Annotated in this window: 20 protein-coding genes and 2 pseudogenes; 7 read left to right on the top strand and 15 right to left on the bottom strand. The window is 54.0% G+C overall.

All coding sequences use genetic code 11. From position 1 onward, the window contains the following. Window positions 1-169: 169 nt before the first annotated feature. The gene (gene glpE / locus HV237_RS01435; RefSeq protein WP_003023495.1) at window positions 170-496 is read right to left on the bottom strand and encodes a thiosulfate sulfurtransferase GlpE; all 327 of its coding nucleotides are present in this window, start codon (window positions 494-496) and stop codon (window positions 170-172) included. Between the two features lie 198 nt (window positions 497-694). On the opposite strand from glpE, the gene glpD reads away from it, so the two are divergent. Then, complete coding sequence (glpD, locus tag HV237_RS01430; RefSeq protein WP_047358174.1) at window positions 695-2,203, top strand: glycerol-3-phosphate dehydrogenase; 1,509 nt, start codon at window positions 695-697, stop codon at window positions 2,201-2,203. A gap of 108 nt (window positions 2,204-2,311) precedes the next feature. Here the strand turns inward: glpD and glgP are convergent, their stop codons facing one another. From glgP to asd, 6 genes are all read right to left on the bottom strand, one after another. Further along, the gene (glgP, locus tag HV237_RS01425) at window positions 2,312-4,759 is read right to left on the bottom strand and encodes a glycogen phosphorylase (RefSeq protein ID WP_046274519.1); all 2,448 of its coding nucleotides are present in this window, start codon (window positions 4,757-4,759) and stop codon (window positions 2,312-2,314) included. A 19-nt stretch (window positions 4,760-4,778) separates the two neighbouring features. Beyond that, window positions 4,779-6,212 (bottom strand): glycogen synthase GlgA, encoded by a 1,434-nt coding sequence (gene glgA / locus HV237_RS01420; RefSeq protein ID WP_016154814.1) that lies wholly within the window; start codon window positions 6,210-6,212, stop codon window positions 4,779-4,781. Then, window positions 6,212-7,507, bottom strand: a complete 1,296-nt coding sequence (gene glgC / locus HV237_RS01415) for a glucose-1-phosphate adenylyltransferase (protein ID WP_016154815.1) — start codon at window positions 7,505-7,507, stop codon at window positions 6,212-6,214. The genes glgA and glgC overlap by 1 nt, the downstream gene beginning before the upstream one ends. A 13-nt stretch (window positions 7,508-7,520) precedes the next feature. After that, window positions 7,521-9,497 (bottom strand): glycogen debranching protein GlgX, encoded by a 1,977-nt coding sequence (glgX, locus tag HV237_RS01410; protein WP_019078135.1) that lies wholly within the window; start codon window positions 9,495-9,497, stop codon window positions 7,521-7,523. Next, the gene (gene glgB, locus HV237_RS01405) at window positions 9,497-11,680 is read right to left on the bottom strand and encodes a 1,4-alpha-glucan branching enzyme (protein ID WP_016154817.1); all 2,184 of its coding nucleotides are present in this window, start codon (window positions 11,678-11,680) and stop codon (window positions 9,497-9,499) included. Before glgB ends, glgX begins: the two co-directional genes overlap by 1 nt. Window positions 11,681-12,044: 364 nt before the next feature. After that, window positions 12,045-13,151 (bottom strand): aspartate-semialdehyde dehydrogenase, encoded by a 1,107-nt coding sequence (asd, locus tag HV237_RS01400; protein WP_047358175.1) that lies wholly within the window; start codon window positions 13,149-13,151, stop codon window positions 12,045-12,047. Window positions 13,152-13,342: 191 nt separating this feature from the next. Between asd and yhgN the strand changes: the two genes are divergently transcribed. Next, window positions 13,343-13,936: an NAAT family transporter YhgN gene (gene yhgN, locus HV237_RS01395; protein WP_003023480.1), complete on the top strand. Its 594-nt coding sequence runs from the start codon at window positions 13,343-13,345 to the stop codon at window positions 13,934-13,936. A gap of 486 nt (window positions 13,937-14,422) precedes the next feature. Then, window positions 14,423-14,869, top strand: coding sequence for a hypothetical protein (locus HV237_RS01390; protein ID WP_047358176.1), 447 nt, complete (start codon window positions 14,423-14,425; stop codon window positions 14,867-14,869). 94 nt (window positions 14,870-14,963) lie between these two features. On the opposite strand, the gene gntU is transcribed toward HV237_RS01390, so the two are convergent. From gntU to HV237_RS01365, 5 genes are all read right to left on the bottom strand, one after another. Continuing rightward, entirely contained in the window at window positions 14,964-16,304 is a 1,341-nt protein-coding gene (gene gntU / locus HV237_RS01385; protein ID WP_047358177.1) for a gluconate transporter, read from the bottom strand. Further along, entirely contained in the window at window positions 16,304-16,834 is a 531-nt protein-coding gene (gene gntK, locus HV237_RS01380; protein WP_003023475.1) for a gluconokinase, read from the bottom strand. The genes gntU and gntK overlap by 1 nt, the downstream gene beginning before the upstream one ends. A gap of 141 nt (window positions 16,835-16,975) precedes the next feature. After that, entirely contained in the window at window positions 16,976-17,971 is a 996-nt protein-coding gene (gntR, locus tag HV237_RS01375; RefSeq protein ID WP_016157654.1) for a gluconate operon transcriptional repressor GntR, read from the bottom strand. Window positions 17,972-18,194: 223 nt separating this feature from the next. Then, entirely contained in the window at window positions 18,195-18,896 is a 702-nt protein-coding gene (gene yhhW, locus HV237_RS01370; RefSeq protein WP_019078131.1) for a quercetin 2,3-dioxygenase, read from the bottom strand. 123 nt (window positions 18,897-19,019) lie between these two features. Beyond that, entirely contained in the window at window positions 19,020-20,057 is a 1,038-nt protein-coding gene (locus tag HV237_RS01365) for an oxidoreductase (RefSeq protein WP_046274517.1), read from the bottom strand. Window positions 20,058-20,513: 456 nt separating this feature from the next. Between HV237_RS01365 and yhhY the strand changes: the two genes are divergently transcribed. From yhhY to HV237_RS26090, 3 genes and pseudogenes are all read left to right on the top strand, one after another. Next, on the top strand, window positions 20,514-21,002 hold the full coding sequence (yhhY, locus tag HV237_RS01360) for an N-acetyltransferase (protein WP_019078130.1): 489 nt from the start codon (window positions 20,514-20,516) through the stop codon (window positions 21,000-21,002). Between the two features lie 46 nt (window positions 21,003-21,048). Next, window positions 21,049-21,930 (top strand): annotated as a pseudogene (locus tag HV237_RS26335) (hypothetical protein); the annotation flags it as partial. Then, window positions 21,925-22,036: pseudogene (locus HV237_RS26090) on the top strand (hypothetical protein); the annotation flags it as partial. The pseudogenes HV237_RS26335 and HV237_RS26090, both read left to right, overlap by 6 nt. A gap of 82 nt (window positions 22,037-22,118) precedes the next feature. Here HV237_RS26090 and ggt read toward each other — a convergent pair. After that, the gene (ggt, locus tag HV237_RS01350; RefSeq protein ID WP_046274514.1) at window positions 22,119-23,864 is read right to left on the bottom strand and encodes a gamma-glutamyltransferase; all 1,746 of its coding nucleotides are present in this window, start codon (window positions 23,862-23,864) and stop codon (window positions 22,119-22,121) included. A 117-nt stretch (window positions 23,865-23,981) separates the two neighbouring features. On the opposite strand from ggt, the gene HV237_RS01345 reads away from it, so the two are divergent. Next, window positions 23,982-24,422 (top strand): DUF2756 family protein, encoded by a 441-nt coding sequence (locus HV237_RS01345; protein WP_016157658.1) that lies wholly within the window; start codon window positions 23,982-23,984, stop codon window positions 24,420-24,422. On the opposite strand, the gene ugpQ is transcribed toward HV237_RS01345, so the two are convergent. Together ugpQ and HV237_RS01335 are read right to left on the bottom strand one after the other, a co-directional pair. Further along, the gene (gene ugpQ / locus HV237_RS01340; protein ID WP_047358179.1) at window positions 24,419-25,162 is read right to left on the bottom strand and encodes a glycerophosphodiester phosphodiesterase; all 744 of its coding nucleotides are present in this window, start codon (window positions 25,160-25,162) and stop codon (window positions 24,419-24,421) included. The genes HV237_RS01345 and ugpQ overlap by 4 nt on opposite strands. Further along, entirely contained in the window at window positions 25,159-26,229 is a 1,071-nt protein-coding gene (locus HV237_RS01335) for a sn-glycerol-3-phosphate import ATP-binding protein UgpC (RefSeq protein WP_016154829.1), read from the bottom strand. Before HV237_RS01335 ends, ugpQ begins: the two co-directional genes overlap by 4 nt.

Below are 26,229 nucleotides of genomic sequence, written 5' to 3'. Positions count from 1 at the left end.
GTTGCTGTCGCTTATTCCACACAAAAGAGGACAGTATATATACCCTTCTTACTTCGAGCTGCATCTTTGTTGGCTTTCCTCACTCACTCCGGTCACATACTGTTCGTACGCGCCCGGAGATTTGCTGCGTCGCCGTCGCGATGCAACTCGAATTAATTTGGGTATAGTCTTACGAACCGTATGCCACTTCTGCCGGAAAATGTCGATGCCAGGCGTCGAAGCCGCCGTCAACACTGTAAACCGCGTCATAGCCCTGCTGAAGAAGATATTGCGCCGCGCCTTTACTGCTGTTGCCGTGATAACACATTACTAACACGGCGGTGTCGAAATCATGCTCGCGCATAAATGACCCCAGCGTGTCGTTCGTCAGATGAAACGCCTGCGGGGCGTGACCCATCGCATAGCTTTGCGGGTCGCGGATATCCACTAACACCGCGGCCCCCTGGTGCAGCTTCTGATGCGCTTCTTCGACATTAATACATTCAAACTGATCCATTGCTCTCTCTTCTTTATATTGCAGGTGACGCTTTTCAGACATGTTACTTCTTAGTGTACGTCCCGACGGCAGTTAAACGCCATAATGTTATATGTATCACTGTAAATTGTTTATCCGATGTTACCAATGGCGCGATTCTTTGCTATTATGCTCGATAACGAACATTAATGAGCTATAACGAAAGTGCGAGAGGCCAGCATGGAAACCAAAGATCTGATTGTGATAGGTGGAGGCATCAACGGTGCCGGTATCGCGGCAGATGCCGCTGGACGCGGTTTATCCGTGCTGATGCTGGAAGCGCAGGATTTAGCCTGCGCCACCTCTTCCGCTAGCTCCAAACTCATCCACGGTGGCCTGCGCTACCTGGAACACTACGAATTTCGCCTGGTGAGCGAAGCGCTGGCCGAACGTGAGGTGTTGTTGAAAATGGCACCGCATATCGCCTTCCCGATGCGCTTTCGTCTGCCCCATCGCCCGCACCTGCGTCCAGCGTGGATGATCCGCATTGGTCTGTTTATGTACGATCATCTGGGCAAACGCACCAGTTTGCCGAGTTCGACCGGTTTGCGTTTTGGCGCAGATTCCGTAATGAAACCTGAGATTGTGCGCGGTTTCGAATATTCTGACTGCTGGGTAGACGATGCGCGACTGGTTTTGGCAAACGCCCAAATGGTCGTACGCAAAGGCGGAGAGGTGTTAACCCGCACTCGCGCTACCTCCGCTCGCCGTGAAAACGGATTGTGGATTGTTGAAGCTGAAGATATCGATACCGGTAAAAAGCACACCTGGCAGGCGCGTGGTCTGGTCAATGCCACCGGCCCATGGGTGAAAGAGTTCTTCGACGACGGCATGCATCTGCCATCGCCGTACGGTATTCGTCTGATTAAAGGCAGTCACATCGTAGTGCCGCGCGTCCATACCCAGAAGCAAGCTTATATACTGCAAAACGAAGATAAACGTATTGTGTTTGTCATCCCATGGATGGACGAATTCTCGATCATCGGGACGACTGACGTCGAATACAAAGGCGATCCGAAAGCGGTAAAAATTGATGAGAGTGAAATCAATTACCTGCTGAAGGTCTACAACGCGCACTTTAAGAAACAGCTGGGCCGTGACGATATCGTCTGGACCTACTCGGGCGTACGTCCGCTGTGCGATGACGAGTCCGACTCGCCGCAGGCTATCACCCGTGATTACACGCTGGATATCCACGACGAAAACGGCAAAGCGCCGCTGCTGTCGGTCTTTGGTGGTAAGCTGACGACCTATCGTAAGCTGGCCGAACACGCGATGGAAAAACTGGCGTCGTACTATCAGGGAATCGGTCCGGCGTGGACAAAAGAGTGCATTCTGCCAGGCGGTGACATCGGCGGCGATCGTGAAGATTACGCGGCCAAACTGCGCCGTCGCTACCCGTTCCTGACCGAGTCGCTGGCGCGCCATTATTCGCGCACCTACGGCAGTAACACCGAATGGATTATCGGGAAAGCCACCTCGCTTGCCGAGTTAGGTGAAGACTTCGGCCATGAGTTCTATGAGGCCGAGCTGAAATATCTGGTCGATCACGAATGGGTGCGCCGTGCGGAAGATGCGCTGTGGCGTCGCACGAAAGAAGGTATGTGGCTGAACGCTGAACAGCAGTCGCGCATGACCCAGTGGCTGGCGGAGTACATTGAGAAACAGCAGCTGTCGCTGGCGTCTTAAGACACTCGATATAAAACTGTAGGCCCGGTAAGCGTCAGCGCTACCGGGCCTTTTGCCGGATGGCGGCTAACGCCTTATCCATCCGGCCTACAGATCGTCCTGCCCTTGTTACAACCGCACCGAGTCGATATGCCAGATGTTTTCGGCGTACTCTTTGATCGTCCTGTCCGACGAGAAGTAGCCCATGTTGGCGATATTAATCATCGACTTGGTGGTCCACTCTTCCGGGTGGCGATACAGTTCGTCAACCTTATCCTGGCAGTCAACGTAGCTGCGATAATCCGCCAGAACCTGATAGTGGTCGCCAAAGTTGATCAGCGAGTCAACCAGGTCACGATAGCGCCCCGGCTCCTCAGGGCTGAATACACCGCTGCCAATCTGCGTCAGCACCTGGTGCAGCTCTTCGTCTTTCTCGTAATACTCACGCGGCTTGTAGCCCTGGCTGCGTAAGGCTTCGACCTCTTCCGCCGTATTACCAAAGATAAAGATATTTTCTGCGCCCACATGCTCCAGCATCTCGACGTTGGCACCGTCCAGCGTCCCAATAGTCAGCGCGCCGTTGAGGGCAAACTTCATATTACTGGTACCAGAGGCTTCGGTCCCGGCCAGCGAAATCTGCTCAGACAGGTCGGCAGCAGGAATAATCACCTGCGCCAGGCTGACGCTGTAGTTAGGAATAAACACCACTTTCAGCTTGTCACCAATTTGCGGATCGTTGTTGATCACTTTCGCGACGTCGTTGATCAGGTGAATGATGTGCTTCGCCATGTAATAGGCCGAAGCCGCTTTACCGGCGAAGATATTCACACGCGGCACCCACTCGGCGTCAGGATCGGCCTTAATGCGGTTGTAGCGGGTGATCACATGCAGCACGTTCATCAACTGGCGTTTGTATTCGTGAATACGCTTGATCTGCACATCAAACAGCGATTTCGGGTTCACCACCACGTTAAGCTGCTGGGCAATGAGCGTTGCCAGACGTTTTTTATTCTCCAGTTTCGCACGGCGCACCGCCTGATTTACCAGCGGGTAATCGCAGTGCTGTTCAAGCTCGCTTAGCTGGCTGAGATCGGTTCGCCAGGTGCGGCCAATGTTCTCATCCAGCACCTCAGAGAGCGATGGGTTAGCCAGCGCCAGCCAGCGGCGCGGCGTTACGCCGTTTGTGACGTTGCAGAAGCGAGTCGGGAAAATCTTCGCAAAGTCAGCAAACAGCGACTGCACCATCAGGTTGGAGTGCAGCTCAGAAACGCCGTTAACCTTGTGGCTCACCACCACTGCGAGCCATGCCATACGCACCCGGCGGCCATTGGATTCATCGATAATCGACGTCCGTCCCAGCAGACTGGTATCGTTCGGATACTGTTCCTGCAACGTCTTCAGGAAGTAGTCGTTAATCTCAAAGATGATTTGCAGATGGCGCGGCAGAATTTTGCCCAGCATATCGACAGGCCAGGTCTCCAGCGCTTCGCTCATCAAGGTGTGGTTGGTATACGAGAAGACCTGGCAGCAGACCTCAAACGCATTATCCCAACTGAATTTGTGCTCATCGATCAGCAGACGCATCAGCTCAGGAATCGACAGTACCGGATGGGTGTCGTTGAGGTGAATGGCGATCTTATCTGCCAGGTTGTCGTAGGTTTTGTGCAGTTGATAATGACGGTTCAGGATGTCCTGCACCGTGGAGGAGACCAGAAAATACTCCTGGCGCAAACGCAGCTCGCGTCCTGAATAGGTGGAGTCATCCGGATAAAGCACGCGGGAGACGTTCTCGGAGTGGTTTTTATCTTCCACCGCCGCAAAGTAGTCACCCTGGTTAAATTTACCGAGGTTGATTTCGCTACTGGCCTGGGCACTCCACAAGCGCAGCGTATTAGTGGCGTCTGTGTCATAACCGGGAATAATTTGGTCGTAGGCTACCGCGAGGATCTCTTCAGTTTCTATCCAGCGCGTTTTCTTACCTTCCTGCTGAATACGCCCGCCAAAGCGCACTTTGTAGCGCGTATTGTGGCGTTTGAATTCCCACGGGTTACCGTATTCCAGCCAGTAGTCCGGTGACTCTTTCTGTCGGCCATCAACAATGTTCTGTTTGAACATGCCGTAGTCATAACGAATACCGTAGCCGCGTCCCGGCAGACCCAACGTTGCCAGTGAGTCCAGGAAGCAGGCCGCCAGGCGCCCGAGGCCACCGTTGCCAAGACCAGGGTCGTTTTCTTCATCGATCAGATCTTCAAGATCCAACCCCATACCTTCCAGCGCATTTTTGACATCGTCATAAATACCCAACGATAACAGTGCATTGGAAAGTGTGCGGCCAATCAGAAACTCCATTGACAGATAATAAACCTGTCGAGTTTCCTGGGATAATTGCGCACGGTTAGAACGCAGCCAGCGCTCCACGAGACGATCGCGCACCGCGAACAACGTGGCGTTCAGCCACTCATGTTTATTGGCAATGACCGGGTCTTTACCAATCGTGAACATCAGCTTGTAGGCGATAGAATGCTTAAGTGCCTCTACGCTGAGTGTGGGCGATGCATAAGTAAATGGAGCATTCATATAGGTGATTCCTGGATATCTATTTCAAACGATAGTAAAGCTCACGGTATGACTTCGCCGCGACTTGCCAGCTAAAATCCATGGTCATGGCCTGACGTTGTACAAACCGCCACAACGAAGGCCGGGACCACAATACGAAAGCACGCCGAATCGCGCGTAGCAGCGACCAGGCATTACTATCTTCAAATACAAACCCACTGGCGATACCATCCGCAAGGTTTTCCAGCGAACTGTCAGAGACCGTATCAGCCAGCCCACCGGTGCGCCGCACCAGCGGCAGCGTGCCGTACTTCAGTCCATACAACTGCGTTAAGCCACACGGCTCAAAACGGCTGGGAACCAATATAACGTCGGCCCCACCCATGATGCGGTGCGAGAAGGCTTCGTGATAGCCAATCTGTACGCCCACCTGTCCCGGATGTTCCGCCGCCGCGGCGAGGAAACCTTCCTGTAAAACCGGATCGCCCGCGCCGAGCAATGCCAGTTGTCCACCCTGCTCTAACAACCCCGGTAGCGCTTCCAGCACCAGATCCAGCCCTTTCTGACTGGTCAGGCGGCTGACTACGGCAAATAACGGCACTTTGTCGTTAACCTTAAGTCCCATCGCGATCTGTAGTTGGCGTTTGTTCTCCGCCTTCTCTTCCAGCGTTTCACGCGTATACCGCGACGCCAGCAGCAGATCGGTTTCCGGGCTCCAGATTTTTTCATCAACGCCGTTCAGCACACCGGAAAGACGTCCTTCACGATGACGCTGCTGCAACAGACCTTCCATGCCGTAGGCAAACTGCGGCTCGGTAATTTCCCGCGCGTAGGTCGGACTGACCGCCGTAATGTGGTCGGCGTAGTACAACCCGGCCTTCAGGAAAGAAATCTGCCCGTTAAACTCCAGTCCGTGCACGTTAAAGAACGACCATGGCAATTGGATGTCATCCATATGCTTTGCATAAAACATGCCTTGATACGCCAGGTTGTGCACAGTGAACACCGATTTCGCCGGATGGCCGCGCGCCGCCAGATACGCCGGGGCCAGACCGGCATGCCAGTCGTGCGCATGCACCACATCCGGGCGCCAGAATGGGTCAAAGCCACAGGCCATTTCACTGCCGACCCAACCCAGCAGCGCAAAACGCAGCACGTTATCGGTATATGCAAACAGGTTAGTGTCGTGATACGGGCTACCGGGACGGTCATAGAGATGCGGCGCGTCAATCAGGTAAATGCCCACACCGTTGAAATGCCCGAACAACAGCGTAATACGTCCGGCGAAGGTATCGCGACGCGTCACTACCTGCGCATCGGGAATGCCGCGACGGATATCAGGAAACGCCGGGAGCAGCACGCGGGCATCCACACCGTCCGCGATTTGCGCTGCGGGTAACGCCCCAATAACATCCGCCAGTCCCCCGGTTTTTAACAAAGGGAACATCTCTGAACAAACGTGTAAAACCTGCATTATCGCTCCTGTTTGATCTGCAGTTTGCGCAGCATTTCACGCGTGACCAGTACAATACCTTCCTCTGAACGGTAGAAACGACGAGCATCTTCTTCCGCGTTTTCACCAATCACCATGCCTTCAGGAATAACGCAGGCGCGGTCGATAATGCAACGACGTAAGCGGCACGAACGTCCCACCCACACTTCAGGTAACAACACTGCCGAATCAATGTTACAGAATGAATTCACCCGCACTCGCGGGAACAGAACGGACTGCACTACCACCGAACCAGAAATAATACAGCCGCCGGAGACCAGCGAGTTCAGCGTCATTCCATGGCTACCGGAACGGTCCTGAACAAATTTCGCCGGCGGCAGTGATTCCATATGCGTACGGATTGGCCAGTCCTGGTCGTACATATCCAGTTCAGGCGTCACCGAAGCCAGATCGAGGTTTGCTTTCCAGTAGGCTTCCAGCGTTCCCACATCGCGCCAGTACGGCTCGGATTCCGGGTCAGACTGTACGCAGGACAATGGGAATGGATGAGCATATGCCATGCCAGCTTCGGTGATTTTCGGGATGATGTCTTTGCCAAAATCGTGACTGGATTTTTCATCGAGATCATCTTCCGCCAGCAGTTCATACAGATAATCGGCGTCGAAGATGTAGATCCCCATACTGGCAAGCGATTTGGTCGGATCATTAGGCATCGCTGGCGGGTTGGCAGGTTTTTCAACGAACTCGATAATTTTATCGGTGTCGTCCACGTCCATTACACCAAACGCGCTGGCCTCTTCAATAGGCACTGGCATACAGGCCACCGTGCAACGCGCGCCTTTCTCAACGTGGTCGATCAGCATGCGTGAGTAGTCCTGCTTATAAATATGATCGCCCGCGAGGATCACCACATATTCCGCTTTATAGCGTCGAATGATGTCCAGGTTTTGGGTCACCGCATCCGCCGTACCGCGATACCAGTTTTCACCCTGCATCCTCTGCTGGGCAGGCAGCAGATCGACGAACTCGTTCATCTCTTCGCTAAAGAACGACCAGCCGCGCTGAATATGCTGCACCAGCGTGTGTGACTGGTACTGAGTGATCACGCCGATACGGCGGATCCCGGAATTAAGACAGTTGGATAAGGCAAAATCGATAATGCGGAACTTACCGCCAAAGTGCACGGCAGGCTTGGCACGCTTATTGGTTAAATCTTTCAGGCGAGTACCGCGGCCACCGGCCAGGATCAGGGCAACAGATTTTAATGGCAGCTGGCGCGCCAACATTACACGATCGTTCTTCTCTAAACTTACCATGACTAACTCCTTTTTATCTTCTCTGGAACACACACAGTCCGTGCGCAGGTCCCTGCCAGACCGCCGTAAGCACCGGATTATCCTCTCCGGCAAATGGGGGAATGGCGTGCCATTCCCCTTCAGGTAAAACGATATCTGTCACCTCAAGCGTGGCGTTTATTGCAATCAGGAAACGATCTGAAAGCAGGATTTGCATCTGCCTCGGGCCGTTATGCCACTCATCCGCACTTAAGGGTTGTGCGTACTTATTCAGCCAACGAACATTGCCATCGCCCTCTTCCCACCAGCAATCGCCTGTTAATGCAGGTATTTGCCGACGCAGATGAATCAACGCGGCGGTAAATGTGGTTAGCCCACTGTTTGCCTGCTGCCAGTCCAGCCAGGTTAAGGCGTTATCCTGGCAGTAAGCGTTATTATTACCGTGCTGGCTATGACCATGCTCATCACCCGCCAGCAGCATCGGCGTTCCCTGGGAGAGCAACAGCGTGGTTAACAGCGCATGAATGCTGTCGCGCCGCCGCTCAATCAGGTCCAGCGAGCCGCCTAATCCTTCTTTACCATGATTGTCACTGTAGTTATTGCTAGTGCCGTCGCGATTTTCCTCACCATTCGCTTCATTGTGCTTATTTGTGAAGCAAACGCAGTCGCGTAGCGTAAAACCGTCATGCGCGGTCACCAGATTGACCGTGGCGCTGGGATTGCGGCCCGGGCGTTTAAACACGTCGCTGGATGCGGCAAAACGTCCGGCAAACTCGCCCAACGAAAGATTACGCTGGAGCCAAAAACGTCGCGTCGCATCGCGGAAATGGTCATTCCACTCGGCAAACGGCGGGGGGAAATTCCCCACCTGATACCCGCCTTCACCAATATCCCACGGTTCCGCAATCAGCTTGGCGCGTGAGAGCAGCGGACAGTTTTGGATCGCGGTAAACAGCGGAGCATCCTGACGAAACTCAGGCGTACGCCCCATGACGGAAGCCAAATCAAAACGAAAACCATCCACATGGCAGGTTTCAACCCAGTAGCGCAGGCACTCGCATGCGTATTCCACAACGCCAGGATGGCTCAGATTGATGGTGTTCCCACAACCGGTCCAGTTGTAGTAATCGCCATCATCTCTGATCCAATAATAGCTACGGTTATCAATTCCGCGCAGCGAGAAGACAGGTCCTTCGAGATCCAGCTCGGCGCTGTGGTTTAAAACGATGTCGAGAATGACCTCAATACCCGCTTTATGCAGCGCTTTTACCGCGTCGCGAAACTCATCAAGCGCACTCTCCGGCGAGCTGGCATAGGCCGGATGCAGCGCGTACATCGCCACCGGGTTGTAGCCCCAGTAGTTTGACAGGCCCAGTCGCTGAAGCCGCGGTTCGCTGGCGAAATGCGCCACCGGTAACAGCTCCAGCGCGGTAATGCCGAGGCGCTTGAAATAGTCGATCATCACCGGATGACCCAGCGCTTTGTAGGTCCCGCGAATCTCTTCCGGCAGGTCAGGATGCAAATACGTCAGCCCTTTGACATGCGCTTCGTAAATTACGGTATTGCCCCACGGCGTGCGCGGCGGGGCATCATCCTCCCAGTCATAATGGTCGGACACCACCACGCCCTTCAGCGCGATGGCGGCGTTATCATGATGATCCGGTTCATTCAGCCCACCATGCAGCAGTGGGTTATCTTTTAACTCGCCATCCACCCGACGCGCGCAAGGGTCAAGCAGCAGTTTCGCCGGATTAAACCGGTGGCCCTGCTGCGGTTGCCACGGACCATGTACGCGATAGCCATAGCGTAGACCGGGACGGGCGTTGGCCAGATAGCCGTGCCAGACATCGCCGCTACGCCCCGGCAGGTCGTAGCGGAGTTCGCAGCCTTGCTCATCGAATACGCATAATTCAACGCGTTCAGCGTGGGCCGAAAAGAGGGTGAAATTGACGCCATGGCCGTCATACGTTGCACCATGGGGGGTGGCGTTGCCGGTTGCCAGTTGCGTCATTATCCCTCCCGCACCAGCCAGATCGTTGCCAGCGGTGGCAACGTCAGGCTCAGTGAGTGCTGACGACCATGACTGGCGATTTCATCGCTGTGTACCGCGCCGCCGTTACCGGTATTGCTACCGTGATAATGCATCGAGTCGGTATTGAGGATCTCGCGCCATTTGCCCGGCTGATTGATACCGAAGCGATAGCCGTGGCGAGGTACTGGCGTAAAGTTGCTGATAACAATGATTTCATTACCGACTTTGTCACGACGAACGAAAGCCAGCACCGAACGTTCTTTGTCATCCACCACCAGCCACTCGAAGCCATAGGCATCAAAATCAAGCTCGTGCAGCGCTTTGTGATGACGATAGGTAAGGTTCAGATCGCGCACCAAACGCTGTACGCCGTGGTGCCAGTTATCGCCGCCTTCCAGCAGATGCCAGTCGAGGCTGGCGTCATGGTTCCACTCACGCCCCTGAGCAAACTCGTTGCCCATAAACAGCAGTTTCTTGCCCGGGAAGGCCCACATCCAGCCGTAGTAGGCGCGCAGGTTGGCAAACTTCTGCCATGCGTCCCCCGGCATGCGATCGAGAATTGATTTTTTACCGTGTACCACTTCATCGTGCGACAGCGGCAGGACAAAGTTTTCGGTGTAGTTGTACAGCATGCCGAAGGTCAGCTTATCGTGATGGAACTGACGATGAACCGGATCCAACTTCATGTAGTCCAGCGTGTCGTGCATCCAGCCGAGGTTCCACTTATACCAGAATCCTAAACCGCCCATATCCTGCGGCCTTGAAACGCCGGCAAAGTCGGTGGACTCTTCCGCCATGCTCACGGCCCCCGGCACCTGCTCGCCAAGAATACGGTTGGTATTGCGTAAAAACTCAATGGCTTCGAGGTTTTCACGACCGCCAAATTCGTTCGGGACCCACTCCCCTTCTTTACGGCTGTAGTCGCGATAAATCATCGACGCCACGGCATCTACGCGCAGCGCATCGATACCAAAACGTTCAATCCAGTACAGGGCATTGCCCACCAGATAGTTACTGACTTCACGGCGACCGTAGTTGTAGATCAGCGTGTTCCAGTCCTGGTGATACCCTTCGCGCGGGTCGCTGTGCTCATACAGATTGGTGCCATCAAACTCTGCCAGACCAAAGTCGTCCGACGGGAAATGGCCCGGCACCCAGTCGAGAATGACGTTCAGTCCGGCCTGATGCGCGGCATTCACAAAATAACGGAAATCATCACGCGTCCCGAAACGACGGGTCGGTGCATACATACCGGTAGGTTGGTAGCCCCAGCTACCGTCGAACGGATGCTCATTAATCGGCAACAGTTCGAGATGGGTAAAGCCCATCCACTTGACGTAAGGCACCAACTGATCCGCCAGTTCGCGGTAGCTCAGCCAGAAGTTGTTATCGGTATGACGACGCCATGAGCCCAGGTGCACTTCATAGATAGAGATCGGCGCGTCAAACTGGTTGGCTTTTTTTCGCTCCTCGCTTTGCACCACTTTTTCCGGCAGACCGCAGATAAGCGACGCGGTTTCCGGGCGCATTTGCGCTTCGAAGGCGTAAGGGTCCGCTTTGATTCGCAGCTTACCGTTCGCATCGATCATCTCGTATTTATACAGTTGACCATGCTGCGCGCCGGGGATAAACAACTCCCAGATACCGCTTTCTTTACGCAGGCGCATCGGGTGGCGACGGCCATCCCAGTAGTTGAACTGCCCAACCACTGACACGCGTTGAGCGTTAGGCGCCCAGACGGAGAAGCGCGTACCAGTTACGCCATCCATGGTATCCGCATGCGCGCCCAGCGTTTCGTAAGGTCGCAGGTGCGTACCTTCAGATAACAGCCAGGCATCCATATCCTGGATCAGCGGGCCAAAACGATAAGGGTCATCAATCAGATTCTCCTGTCCATGCCAGACAACAGCTAACTGATAGCGAAAGAAATTTTTACGGCGGGGAAGTACAGCACAGAAAAAACCGCGAGAGTCGAGGCAGTCCAGCTTGCCGACTTTGCGTCCGGTTTTGGGTTCGATCACCCACACTTCGGTGGCGTCAGGTAATAGGGCGCGGACTTCAAGTCCAGCGTCAGTTTGGTGCATACCGAGTACGGAAAAAGGATCCGCAAAATGGCCTGCAATTAGCGCATTAATCACGTCTCTATCGATACGAACGGACATGGTTGTCATCCTGTTTTATGGTGTCACGCCTTCCAACTGATCTTCGACATCAGGTAGTGACACTTTTTTTGACCTGAACGGCGCAGCACAATTGTGCATCCTCTCTGCGTCGTCCCACCTTCAGGCAACAACTTAATACCTCCGGTACTAAGTCACCCTTAAAGAATAGCCAATGCTTTATCTTACTCCTGGTAAAAAATGAAACATCTGCGCTTACTCCTGTATTACGCAAAAAAATGGGTGACTCAGCACCCATTGTTAAAACACGCAATCACTCTGCCGGAAAGCCGTATTGACTGATCCGGCCAGGTGGTTCGCGTCGTTTGTAGGCCTGATAAACGTGGCGTCATCAGGCCGTCCCACATTACGCCAACTGACTCAGCATACGGCGCAATGGCTCTGCAGCACCCCACAGCAACTGGTCGCCCACAGTAAAGGCTGACAGGAACTCCGGTCCCATATTCAGCTTACGCAGACGGCCTACTGGCGTGGTCAGCGTGCCGGTAACGGCCGCCGGGGTTAACTCACGCATGGTGATATCCCGATCGTTTGGCACGACTTTGGCCCACGGATTGTGCGCTGCCAGCAGTTCTTCCACGGTCGGAATAGACACATCTTTTTTCAGTTTAATGGTGAACGCCTGGCTGTGGCAGCGCAGCGCACCGACGCGCACGCACAGACCATCAACCGGGATCACGGAAGAGGTGTTAAGAATTTTGTTGGTTTCAGCCTGTCCCTTCCACTCTTCGCGGCTCTGACCATTATCAAGTTGTTTGTCGATCCACGGAATCAGGCTACCGGCCAGCGGTACGCCAAAGTTATCAACCGGCAGTTCACCGCTGCGGGACAGGGTCGTCACTTTACGTTCGATATCGAGAATAGCAGAGGAAGGGGTTGCCAGTTCATCGGCCACATGGCCATACAGATGACCCATCTGGGACAGCAGTTCGCGCATATGGCGCGCGCCGCCGCCGGAGGCCGCCTGATAGGTCGCCACGGAAACCCAGTCAACCAGGTCATTGGCAAACAGGCCACCGAGGGACATCAGCATCAGGCTAACGGTACAGTTACCGCCGACAAAGGTCTTAATACCTTTGTTCAGGCCGTCAGTGATGACATCCTGGTTAACCGGATCGAGAATGATGATGGCATCGTCTTTCATACGCAGCGAAGAGGCCGCGTCAATCCAGTAACCCTGCCAACCGCTTTCACGAAGCTTTGGATAGATTTCGTTGGTATAATCGCCGCCCTGACAGGTCACGATGATATCGAGCGCCTTCAGCGCATCCAGATCAAAAGCGTCCTGAAGCGTGCCGGTCGTGGTTCCACCGAATGTCGGTGCCGCCTGCCCGAGCTGGGAAGTAGAAAAGAAAACAGGGCGAATGGCGTCGAAGTCACGCTCCTCAACCATGCGTTGCATGAGAACAGAGCCGACCATACCGCGCCAGCCGATAAAACCAACATTTTTCATAGCGTTTTTTTCCTGCAGAGATGTGTGCTGTGTATGCTAACCAGTATCCTACTGGCCTATCCTTCACCATACAAAAAGCAGCCAAAGTCGCAAGTGAAATTAATCAATGATAGCGAAGCCATCAGTAATGCGACTTATCTCGCTGCGCAAGCAAGCAGAAAGTCCGCGGTAATAGTAAGGGAATTTGAGTTATGAATGAAATCATTTCAGCGGCAGTTTTATTGATCCTTATTATGGACCCGCTCGGAAATCTGCCCATTTTCATGTCCGTATTGAAACATACCGAACCAAAACGCCGCCGCGCGATTATGATTCGCGAGCTGTTCATTGCGCTGTTGGTGATGCTGATATTCCTGTTTGCTGGCGAGAAAATACTGGCATTTCTTAACCTGCGCGCGGAAACCGTTTCGATCTCCGGGGGCATCATTTTGTTCCTGATCGCCATTAAGATGATTTTCCCCAGCGCCACCGGGAATAGCACCGGGCTTCCGGCAGGCGAAGAGCCGTTTATCGTGCCACTGGCGATCCCGCTGGTAGCGGGTCCAACAATCCTGGCTTCATTAATGCTGTTATCACATCAGTATCCGAACCAGATGGGGCATCTGGTGATTGCGCTGCTGATCGCCTGGGGTGGTACTTTTGTGATTTTGCTGCAGTCTTCGCTGTTTTTACGCCTGCTGGGCGAGAAAGGGGTTAACGCACTGGAGCGCCTGATGGGGCTGATTCTGGTGATGATGGCTACCCAGATGTTCCTCGACGGCGTAAGGATGTGGATGAAGGGGTAATCTCTACTTTTTGGCTCAGATAGCATGTTACCCGGAGAACAGTTCCGTTCACGTTATGCTCATTACTTCTCTGAGATCTCGTCACCAGTGAACGTGTTAAGGGGGCTACGCAACCCCCTTAACAATCCTGGCTCTCCGGCACCGCTGTAATTTCAGGTATTCCTTACGCTTTTAACTCGCTGAAAAAACGTATTTTCATTTCTGCGAGGTGCCTTCCGGAATGCCCTCTTGTCAGCATCGCGGATTGGCATTATCTTCTCGCTGCACCTGCAAAATCAGGTGCCAGGATTGGTCCCCTGATTACCTCATTCGCGATAAAATTCACTTTTGTCGTGCGACCAGCTACACCTCAATGGTGGGCTGGACGGTGGCGTTGTAAGACGCGCCGGTATCCAATGAGGCCGGTAGGACCAACTCCGTTCAGCCCGCCACCAAAAGGTTGGTCCCTTAGGTGGCGGTAAAATTTGGCTCATTGGAGGCTGCCCTATGGCGACTCCCCCTCTCTTTTCACACTCTTTATTTACCCTGCCCTTTAGCCATGCCACGGATTTCACCGAACTGGCGGATAACTGCGAGCGTTTTGTCGAAGGGCTGGTTGAATGCCATGACCCGGTTGAAAAACTGGCGGTTTGTGCACGTCTGTCGGCCTGTCTCGCGTTATTGCAACCGACCTTAACGGAGCCTGTACCGCAGCATCTACAGGCCAGTCTGACGGTAGAAACATTCCCGACCCGTTTTCCCCTTTTCGAGCCGGAACCAGACCAGATGGGGCGCTACTGTCAGTTATTAACGCACCTGCTGATGAGTAAAACGCAGTCTGACGAGATGGAACGAGTGGCGGGTGACTTACTGCAGGATCTGGTGGGCTATTTCGCCGATACGCTAAAAGCGCCGCGCTGGCTGAAAACAGAAGAAGGGCTGGTCGTGCTATAAAAAAGCCGGGTAGCGCTTGCGCTTACCCGGCCTACGGTGTGGATGTGTGCTCATTTCCAGGCCCGGTAAGCGCAAGCGCCACCGGGCAATGCCATCAGCTCAACAGCTGAAAGGCAATCATACCGACAATCGCACCGACCGTGCCGAGAATAGTTTCCATCATCGTCCAGGTCTTCAGCGTTTGCGTTTCGGTCGCACCGGTAAATTTACCGAACAACCAGAAACCGGCGTCGTTAACGTGGCTGACCACGATAGAGCCGCCCGCGATACAGATAGACAGTGCCGCCATCTGGGCACCGGAGTAGTTCAGTTGCTCAATCACCGGCATCACCAGACCAACCGCCGTTAAGCAGGCCACAGTCGCGGAACCCTGAATGATACGCACCGCCGCCGCCAGCACGAAGCAGGTGATGGCAATCGGCAGGCCCATACCGGTTAACGCTTCGCCCAGCGCCGGACCGACGCCAGAATCAACCAGAACCTGTTTGAACACACCGCCCGCACCAATCACCAGCAGAATAATCCCCGCCGGCTGCAGCGCATGGCCACAGATCTCCATCACGCGGTCTTTTGGCATGCCCTGGCGCACCGCCAGACCGTAAATCGCCACCAGACAGGCAACCAGAATCGCGGTAAACGGGTGACCGATAAACTCGAACCATTCATAGGTTGTAGAACCGACCGGAACAAAGCGTGCGGCGATAGTTTTCAGTCCCACCAGCACCAGCGGCAGCAGGATAAGCGATAAGCTGAAGCCAAAGGATGGCATTTTGCCTTCGCCCAAATGCGGCTCGGAAATATCTTCCGGTACGTGCAGCTCGACGTAACGGCTGATGAAATTCCCCCACAGCGGCCCGGCGATAATCATGCCCGGAATCGCGGCACACAGGCCAATCAGGATCATCCAGCCAAAGTCGGCGTGCATCTGAGAGGCCAGCAGCATCGGCGCAGGCCCAGGCAGCAGGAATGCCGCAGCAGCCGCCACCCCCGCAAACAGCGGGATCACAAGCTTAACCAGGTTCGTCCCCGTATGGCGCGCCATTGAGAATGCCACGCTAATCAGCAGCACAATCGCCACCTCAAAGAACAGCGGCAGCGCGCAAATCAGACCGGCCAGGCCAATCGCATAATGTGCGCGGCTGTGACCGAAGGATTTCAGCATTTTGACGGCAATCTGATCGACAGCTCCGGTCTCATGCAAAATCTTGCCGAACATCGCCCCCAGCGCCACAACAATCGCCAGGAAACCGAGCGTGCCTCCCATCCCTTTTTCCATGGTCGCCGCGATTTTATCGAGCGGCATACCGGAAAAGAGACCTGCACCAATGGATACCACCATCAAAGCAACGAAGGCGTGCATACGCGCCTTCATTACTAAAAACAGCAGTAATAAAACGGACCCTACTGCTGTTAAAACAAGCGTTAATGTACTCACTACTTACTGCCCTGGTTAATAACCTCAATGGTGCTGGCGACCACACCGTCCAGTGGTTGATCGATATCGACCACCAGTACATCGTTTTCATTCGCACCCGGTTCTTCCAGCGCTTCAAACTGGGTCACCAGCATCTGCGTTTTGAAGAAGTGGCCTTTACGCGCTTTCAGGCGGCTTTCGATAACGTCAAAATCCCCTTTCAGATAGATGAAAGAGAGGTTCGGGTTACCGTCGCGTAGCTGGTCGCGATAGACTTTTTTCAGGGCGGAACAGACGATCAGCGAAACCTTGTTGGTACGCTGCATCGCAAAGGCGGCGTCATTCAACGCCTGTAACCACGGTTTGCGGTCGTCATCGTTGAGTGGCTCACCAGAAGCCATTTTCATGATGTTGCTGCGCGGATGGAGAAAATCGCCATCAAGAAACGCGGCCTGCAGTTGATGCGCCACTTCGCTGGCGACAGCAGATTTACCGCTGCCCGATACGCCCATCAGAACGTAAACGTGGTGATCATGATTAGTCGTGCTCAAAGCGTTGCCCCCACTGGTACAAGAATCAGGAAATTGTTACGGGTAACTGTTATCGGTAACATTGTCCAGCCGGATAAATAGAGAAGCAATATCCATTCGTGCTCGAAGTGTATAAGTGTGAGCTACTTCAAACTTGTTGGCTTAAATAGATCCGCCCGGTGACAAGGTGAAACCTAAATCTAACATTTTAGGTGTGACGGCCTCACCGCGGATGCGCGCCAGCAGACGTTCTGCGCCAATGCTGCCCATGCGTTCACGCGGCGTGAGCACGCTCGCCAGACGCGGCTCCATCACCTGCCCGATGTCGTGACCGTGGAATCCGGCAATCGCCATGTCATCAGGGATTTTCAGCCCTAAACGCTGGCATTCGAAGGCCGCCCCTACCGCCAGGTCATCGTTGGTACAAAAGACACCATCGAGCTGCGGGTATTCACGCCGCGCCTGACGGATAAGTTCAATACCGGAGGAGTAGGAAGAGGACTGCTCCACCATCACGCTGTACGGCACCAGGTCGGCATCGCGCATTGCCTGCTCGTAGCCTCTCTGTTTGATGATAGTACGTTCATCAAGGCGTGCGCCAAGATAGGCAACATGACGGTGCCCGCGGGCGATGATAGCGGCTGTCATCTGACGCGCGGCTTCGAAGTTGTCGAAGCCCACGGCAATATCAAGGCATGGGGACTGGCTGTCCATCAGCTCAACCACCGGGATACCGGCAACCTCAATCATTTTCAGCGTACGGGGCGTATGGCTACGTTCGGTGAGGATCAGGCCATCAATATTCCACGACAGCATCGATTCCAGACGCTCTTGTTCCATCTCAGGCTTATAGCCGTAGTGCGCCAGCATGGTTTGATAACCATGAGCGTCAGTGACAGCCTCAATGCCGCGTAGCACTTCAGCAAAAACCTGGTTGGTGAGAGACGGTAACAGTACGCCGATAGCGCGGCTGGTGGCGTTAGAAAGGATATCAGGAGCGCGATTGGGAATATAACCCAGCTCATCAAGTGCAGCGGCAATTTTGCCCCGCAGCGCCACGGAGACCTGCTCCGGGTTACGCAAAAAGCGGCTGACCGTCATTTTGGTCACGCCCACGCGGTCGGCTACATCCTGAAGTACGGGTCTTTTCTTTTTCATCGTCCTGAAGCGTTAAAAAGGGATAGATTCTCCCAGTTTACCACGGACGTGCGTGAACCTTCGCAGAGAAAAAAAGGAGTTTTTTATTGTGAGAAATACACAAAATCATTCGAGTTGCATCAAGGCGGCGACGCAGTAAATCCCCGGGAGCGTACATTAAGTACGCGACCGGGGTGAGCGAGGAAAGCCAACACAGATGCAGCTTTAAGCATGCCGTGTATTTTTATACTGGCGGCAGATCAAACAACAACACTTCGCTGTCGCTGTCGCTGTCGGCATGAATAGAAATGGCCTGCTCATCCCAGATTGCCAGACCATCACTGGTGGTCGCTTTGGTCCCGTTAATTGTCACGTTACCTTTTACTACCTGGATCCAGACGCGGCGTTCAGCGGCAATCTGATGCACCGACTGCTCATCTTTGACCAGTGCCCAACGGTACAACTCCATATCCTGGTACACTTTCAGCGAACCATCACGGGCATCTGGCGACAGCACCAGTTGTTTACCCTGAGCGGCATCAAAACGGCGCTGCTCATAGCGTGGGGTAATACCGTTTTCCTGCGGCATGATCCAAATCTGATACAGATGCAGCTTCTCAGTATTGCTCGGGTTGTACTCCGAGTGACGGATCCCCGTCCCGGCGCTCATTATCTGGAACTCACCGGCCGGAACCTGCTCTTTGTTCCCCATGCTGTCCTGATGTTCCACCGCGCCTTCCAGCACGTAAGTCAGGATTTCCATGTCTTTATGGGGATGAGTACCAAAGCCCTGACCTGCGTCGATCACGTCATCGTTAATCACGCGCAGTGCCGAGAACCCCATAAAGTTTGGGTCATAGTAGTTGGCAAAAGAGAAGGTATGCCAGGAATCGAGCCAGCCATGATTAGCGTGGCCACGGTCATTAGCTTTGCGTAAGTAGATCATTGTGTTCACCCCCAGATGTTTTCGATGGAGTAAGTGTGGACTCAATCCGCCGGGGATCATAGAGGGTGAAAATTGACTCCTCTGTTCAAAAAAAATGAACAAGCCCAGAGGAGTCTGCGCAGGCTATTTGGCGAGAGTTATCGTCGCCGGAGAAGCCTGTTCAAAGGCGCGTTCGAGGAGTTCCAGGTTGGTAAGAACTTCAGATTCCTTGACGTAATTAGGCGTACCGGCTGTCAGCGTCTGGTAAAGCGCATCATAGACGCGACCATAGTCCCCCACTTCCGGCTGCACCTCTTCTTTTACCGTCAGGCCGTCATCGTTAACGTACTCCAGCATCCCAATGGAATCGTCAGCAGCGAAACCTGGCTCACCAGGCATGATATTGGCCTTCAGGCTGGTTTCCTGCTGGTCGATGCCGTACTTCACAAACGAGCCTTTGGTACCGTGAACGATAAACTTCGGATAGTCGATTTTCACCAAGTGACTGGTTTTAACAATGGCTTTCAGGGAGCCGTAGAACAGCTGTGCTTCAAAGGTATCATCCGGGTTCGCTTTGTTGCGCAGGCTGCGGATGTCATAGGCCACGCAATCGGGACGACCGAACAGCGAGATAATCTGATCCATGGTGTGTACGCCCAGACCATAGAATGCGCCGTCCTGCGGCAGTCCCGGCTTGGTTTCCGCCTCGGGGCGGTAGTAATCGAAATGGCTTTCAACCTCAACAATTTCGCCGAGCTTGCCGCTCTCAATCGCTTTTTTAGCGGTGAGGAAGCAGGAATCAAAACGACGGTTCTGATATGGCGTAACGGTCAGCCCTTTGCTTTGCGCCAGTTCGAACAGTGCTTTTGCTTGCGCAAGCGTCGGCGTGAAGGGTTTCTCAACCAACACGTTTTTACCCGCTTCCAGCGCGCGTTTGGCGTATTCAAAATGGCTGTCAGCATGGGTACAGACGATCACCAGCTTCACCTGCGGATCGTTTAAGATCTCGTCAAGGTCACTGGTGAAGTGAATATGTGAATATTGTGGTGCCTGCTCTTCCGGCTTGGCGTGGCGGCGAAAAATGTGCGCGACATGCCAGCTATTTTTGCGGTTGAGGACGTACGGCAAATGGTAGCGAGTGGTGCTTTTACCAAAACCAATAAATGCGCAGTGTAAGGTCATGAGACGATCCTTTCGAAGGTGATTGTCTACACCATAGCGCAAAGCGGCTGGAGACTGAATGTTGGATTCTTTGCCGGATGGCGCTTGAACTGCACCACAGGGCGACAGGATCGGCCGTCGGCGTCGCAGGCAGTTTGTTCACGGCAAGCGCGCAGGGCCCGGAGCGTACTAAATGTACGTGAGGAGCACGAGCACTTCCCGGGGACGAAATGGCAAGTAAGCCAGGCAGACACAAAACCTCAAAAAAAAAGCCAGCAAAAGCTGGCTAAAGTAATACTGGAAGCAATGTGAGCAATGTCGTGCTTTCAGGTTCTCCGTAGGGGTTCCCCTGAACGCAGAGCAATAATAATCATTCTCATTCGCACTTGTCTACTTCTTTTTGCAAAAAAATGCAGTTGACGGAATTTTCTTTCTCAGCGAGTGTAAATACACAATTAACCCTGCTGGAGATAAGGAATGAGTGAGATAGTGATACGCCACGCTGAACCGAAAGATTACGACGCAATTCGTCAGATCCACGCCCAGCCGGAGGTGTACCACAACACGCTACAGGTTCCTCATCCTTCCCTCGAGATGTGGCAAGCGAGGCTAACCGAGCAAGCCGGGGTCAAACAACTGGTTGCCTGTATTGACGATATCGTCGTGGGGCATCTCTGTATTGAGGTCGCGCAACGCCCGCGTCGCAGCCACGTGGCTGATTTTGGTATCTGCGTGGATGCACGGTGGCACAATCGCGGCGTTGCCAGCGCGTTGATTCGCACGATGATCGACATGTGCGACAACTGGCTGCGCGTCGAGCGTATTGAGCTAACGGTATTTGTTGATAATGAGCCGGCCGTGGCGGTGTATAAGAAATACGGCTTTGAAATCGAAGGCACAGGTAAGAAATACGGCCTGCGCAACGGTGAATACGTTGATGCCTACTTTATGGCGCGCGTGAAATAAAATTAAGGGCGAGTCTTATCGCCCTTCTTATTGAAAGGACGCAAGAGTGAAAAAGTACCTTCCCCTGGTGTTGCTGGCAGCACTCTCCCCTGCTTTCGCCACTACCGTACAAAATCTCGATTCCGTGCCCAGCGCCATTCAACACCCGGAAGGTAAACAGATTTTTGCTGAGCAAATGGCGGGAGCAACCCCAGCCAAAGGATTTGGCGAGCTTCCACAGGGATTATCTGAGAACGCGTGGATTGCCTGGGTTGCGCCGAATGAAGATCCTGACAACCTGATCCTCACGGGTGCCAAAGCCTGGGGCAAAGACGGCAAATATATCGGTGTCGCCTGTTTCGCCGACAATCCGGCCGACGCCGGGCAGGCAAAGAAATACGCGGATAACAACTGTCCGGAAAACTACAGCAACGGGCACGCCAATAAATTATATCTCGGCGTTTTTTCCTGGCAGAACCAACAGCTAACGCCGATTGCACGCTCGGAAAAACCATTAAACCAACTCTCTGAGTGGAATAAAACCGCCGAAAAAGAGAGCGATGATGAGTCCGTCAGACCGCTGGCCTATTATACAAAACTGGATCTGGCACCGTACCGGATCGCACCCGATACGCTGGCGTTTGGGGTGCGCGGTGGATACTCTGATGCGTATTCCGGCGGCGGCGCATTTTATGAAGTGCTGGAGCTCTATGCGATCAAAGACAACAGGATAATCAACGTGTATTCCGACCTTGTTTATCAATATACGGACATCGCCGGAGAGTGGAATAAAGACGGTACAAGACAGCACGACATCAGCGAAAGTAAATATATCCTCAAAATGCGTTCGGCAAAAACGCACGAGTTTTATGATTTAGAGCGAGTAAACCTGCAGGATAAAAGCAGCCAAATATTCCGCTGGTCTGAATCGCTGCAGCGATATGCGCCATTCATCATCGATAAAAGATAGCGGTGAAATCGTTGGTTTAGGCACTGCCTGGCCGCTGGAGAAATATTTACAAGACTATGAAGAGAGCAAAACAACACGAAGCTAAGGTTACCTGGAGACAATGAATTATAATAACTGCCATTGGGCCTTCCAAACCGGCCCTCTTCCAGCGAAGAGGGCCATTATCCTCAGTAACCCGCCGTTAAATCATCCACGGAACGCGGGTCGGACGCGCCATACAGTGCGCCATCCGGTCCAACCATAATGCTCTGCGTGCTGCCCATCGCTTCTTTCAGCGCTACTTTCTGTCCTTTTTGCTCCAGCAGTTTGATTGTATCCGGGCTGAAGCCCTTCTCAATACGAAGCTCGTCCGGCAACCACTGATGATGGAAGCGTGGTGCGTTGGTCGCTTCGGCGACGTTCATCCCGAAATCAATGCTGTTGACCACCATTTGCAGCACAGTAGTGATAATTCGACTCCCGCCTGGGCTGCCGGTAACCAGCCAGGTTTTCCCATCTTTTACCACGATAGTCGGCGACATAGATGACAGCGGACGCTTCTTCGGTCCGACCGCGTTGGCATCGCCGCCTACCAGACCGTATACGTTCGGTACGCCCGGCTTGGCAGAGAAGTCGTCCATTTCATTATTGAGCAGAATGCCAGTGTTACCCGCCACAATACCGGTCCCGAAGGTGGTATTCAGGGTATAGGTCACCGCCACGGCATTGCCGTCTTTATCCACCACCGAGAAGTGAGTGGTCTGATTGCTTTCATACGGGGCGAGCTTGCCAGGTTTAATCTGGCTGGAAGGCTTAGCCTTGTTGATATCAATCTGATCGGCAAGCGTTTTAGCATAGGCTTTGTTGGTCAGTGCCTGCCATGGCACTTTCACAAAATCGGGATCGCCCAGATACTCCGAGCGGTCAGCGTAGGCATATTTCTCCGCTTCAGCCATGACCTGCATGGCGTCGGCGCTGCCAAACCCGTACTTCTTCATATCAAAGTTTTCAAGAATATTGAGGATCTGCACGATGTGAATACCGCCAGAGGACGGCGGCGGCATGGAGAAGACCTGATACCCGCGATAGTCACCGCTAATCGGCGTACGCTCCACGGCTTTATAGCTGGCTAAGTCCTCTTTGGTCATCAGCCCACCGTTCTTCTGCATTTCCCCGGCGATCTGATCGGCAATAGCCCCTTTATAAAACGCATCCGGGCCGCTTTCGGCAATCATTTCCAGGCTTTTCGCCAGGTTCTTTTGTACCAGCTTATCGCCTTTTTTCAGTGGCTCGCCGTCTTTCCAGAAAATGGCTTTGCTGTTCTCGTGATTAGGGAGCACTTCACTGCCATAGGTTTTCAGATCGTCGGCCAGTGCGTCATTAACCACAAAGCCCTCTTCCGCCAGCTTCATCGCCGGACGTACCACTTTGTTCAGCGGCATCGTGCCGTATTTCTCCAGCGCCAGCGAAAAACCCGCGACGGTACCCGGCGTACCGGATGCCAGATGCGACGTCAGCGACTTTTTCGCATCGGCGTTGCCCTGCTCATCAAGGAACATGTCGCGGGTCGCGCCAGCAGGGGCCATTTCGCGAAAATCAATCGCCGTGGTGTTACCGTCTTTGGTACGCAGCAGCATAAAACCGCCACCACCCAGATTGCCCGCCTGGGGATGCGTCACCGCCAGCGCGTAGCCAACGGCCACGGCGGCATCGACGGCATTCCCACCCTGTTTAAGAATATCCACCCCCACCTGAGTGGCAAGCGCATCCACGGAGGCCACCATCCCCTGCTGCGCACGCACGGGATGGAACACATCCTCCTCAACACCGTATGATACCGGCGGCGGTGCAGCCGGAGCGGCAGCAACGCTAAAACAACTTCCTGAGAGCAGAGCAGCAATGGCTACCCGGCGTAAAAACGTCGGTTTTATCATCGTTATTCTCCAGATGTATGGGGTCAGCCCCCACTAAGCCTGGTGCATAACTCTGAAATAATCATCGTAACGGCGAGAAAGGAGTAAACTTAAGAGATCCCCGAGAGGAGAAAAGCGATGAAACGACTCTTACTTTTAGCCATGCTGTTGCCGTTTGCAGGCTTTGCACAGCCCATCAACACCATGAATAACCCGAATCAACCCGGTTATCAGATCCCGAGCCAGCAGCGTATGCAAACCCAAATGCAATCGCAGCAGATTCAGCAGAAAGGGATGCTCAATCAGCAGTTGCAAACACAGACGCGTATGCAACAACAGCATATGGAAAACCAAATCAATTCCAACTCCCAGCGCGTCCTTCAGTCTCAGCCTGGCGAGTTTAATTCCAGCCAGCAGCAAATGCTGCCCAACAGCAACGGTGGAATGTTAAGTGGAACCCGTAACCCGGACAGCTCGCTGAATAAGCAACATATGCTGTCGGAGAAAAAGAACGGCGACATGCTGAAGCCCTCCAGCACGCCGCAGCCTAACGTTCCGTTAAAAACAATTGGGCCTTAACAGGGCTGGAAATCCGGACCAATCGTATCAATGGCATCGGTACAGATGCAGTCCACTCCCCAGCGTAGCAGTTCCGCCGCGCGCTGGGGTCGGTTGACGGTATACACCAGAATACGCAGTCCTGCGTCGCGCAGCGCATCCACGCGCGCTTCATCCAGCAGCTTGTGATTAAGATGAATAGAGACGCAGCCCAGCCGCGTTGTCAGCTCACGCCAGTCTTCGCACCACTCATCAAGCAGTAAGCCTCTCGGCAGTTCAGGCGCCGCCTGCTGCGCCGCTGCAAGCGCGTCAATTTCAAAGGATGACAACAGCGGTGGTGTCATTCCCGCCCACAGTTCCCGAGCGGCCAGCGCTACGGCTTTGCCGGTTAACGTTCCGGTGCCGGTGGTAGGTTTAATTTCAATATTCGCCATCATACCGTGCTGACGGCAGCGCTCGGCCACTTGCGAGAGCAGCGGTAGCGGTTCGCCTTTAAACTCACCGCTAAACCAGCCACCGGCGTCCACGCGCAATAAATCCTGCCAGTTCAGCTCGCCTGCCACACCCCAACCATTGCTGGTGCGTTCCAGGTTGTCGTCATGCAGCAAGAAGATCTCACCGTCTTTCGACAATTTAGCGTCAAACTCAATCATGGTATGCCCGTATCGCGCCCCCATGTCGATCGCCGCCAGGGTGTTTTCCGGTGCCAGCTTACCGCCGCCGCGATGGGCGACGATATGGGGGTAAGGCCAGTTACTCATACGCGTTGTCCTGTTTCGCCATCAAAAAGATGCAGATGATTTTCTGGCAGATGCAGCCACAGCGTGCTGCCTGCCGTCGGGCGATGCTGATGCGCCAGTCGCACCACCAGCTTTTGCTCACCCCAACGTCCGTGTGCCAGGTTATCCGCTCCCAGCATTTCCAGCGTGTCGACGACCAACGGCACGCCGCCTTCGGCCTGCGAGCTTAGCGCAATATGCTCCGGGCGGATACCCAACGTCATGTTGCGCCCACCAGACTCCCTCGCGCTTCTGCCGAGGGGCAACGTCATGCCGTCATCCAGTTCAAAATGGGTGCCCGAGGCGCTGATGCGCCCGTCCAGCAGATTCATCGCCGGGCTGCCGATAAAACTCGCCACAAAGCGGCTGGCAGGCTTTTCATATACCTCAACCGGCGTGCCGATCTGCTCGGCAATGCCTTTGTTCATCACCATCACCCGCTGGGCGAGGGTCATCGCTTCAACCTGATCGTGCGTCACATACAGTGAGGTGGTTTTCAGTCGGCGATGCAGATGCTGTAACTCCAGACGCATCTGTACGCGCAGCTTGGCATCGAGGTTAGACAGCGGCTCATCAAACAGGAATACCGCTGGGTCACGGACAATCGCCCGCCCCATCGCCACACGCTGGCGCTGACCGCCAGAAAGCTCGCGCGGACGACGCTTGAGCAGTTCACCCAGCTCGAGAATACGCGCCGCCTCTTTCACCCGTTCGGCAATATGCTCCTTGCCCATCCCGCGGATTTTCAGTCCCCAGGCCATATTTTCTTCCACGCTCATATGTGGGTAGAGCGCGTAGTTCTGAAAGACCATCGCAATGCCGCGATCCTTAGGCTCCATTTCGGTGACGCGCTTATTATCAATCCAGATATCGCCGCCGCTCACCCGTTCAAGCCCGGCCACCATCCGTAGCAGCGTTGACTTACCGCAGCCGGATGGGCCAACCATCACGATAAATTCTCCGTCCGCGACATCCAGCGTCAGCGGTTTAATCACCTGGGTTTTGCCGTCCCAGCTTTTGGTTACTGCCTGTAGTTTTAAACCAGCCAT

The sequence above is a fragment of the Citrobacter sp. RHBSTW-00570 genome, assembly GCF_013739755.1.
Classification (GTDB): domain Bacteria; phylum Pseudomonadota; class Gammaproteobacteria; order Enterobacterales; family Enterobacteriaceae; genus Citrobacter; species Citrobacter braakii.
This window is presented reverse-complemented; position numbering and strand designations above follow the sequence as displayed.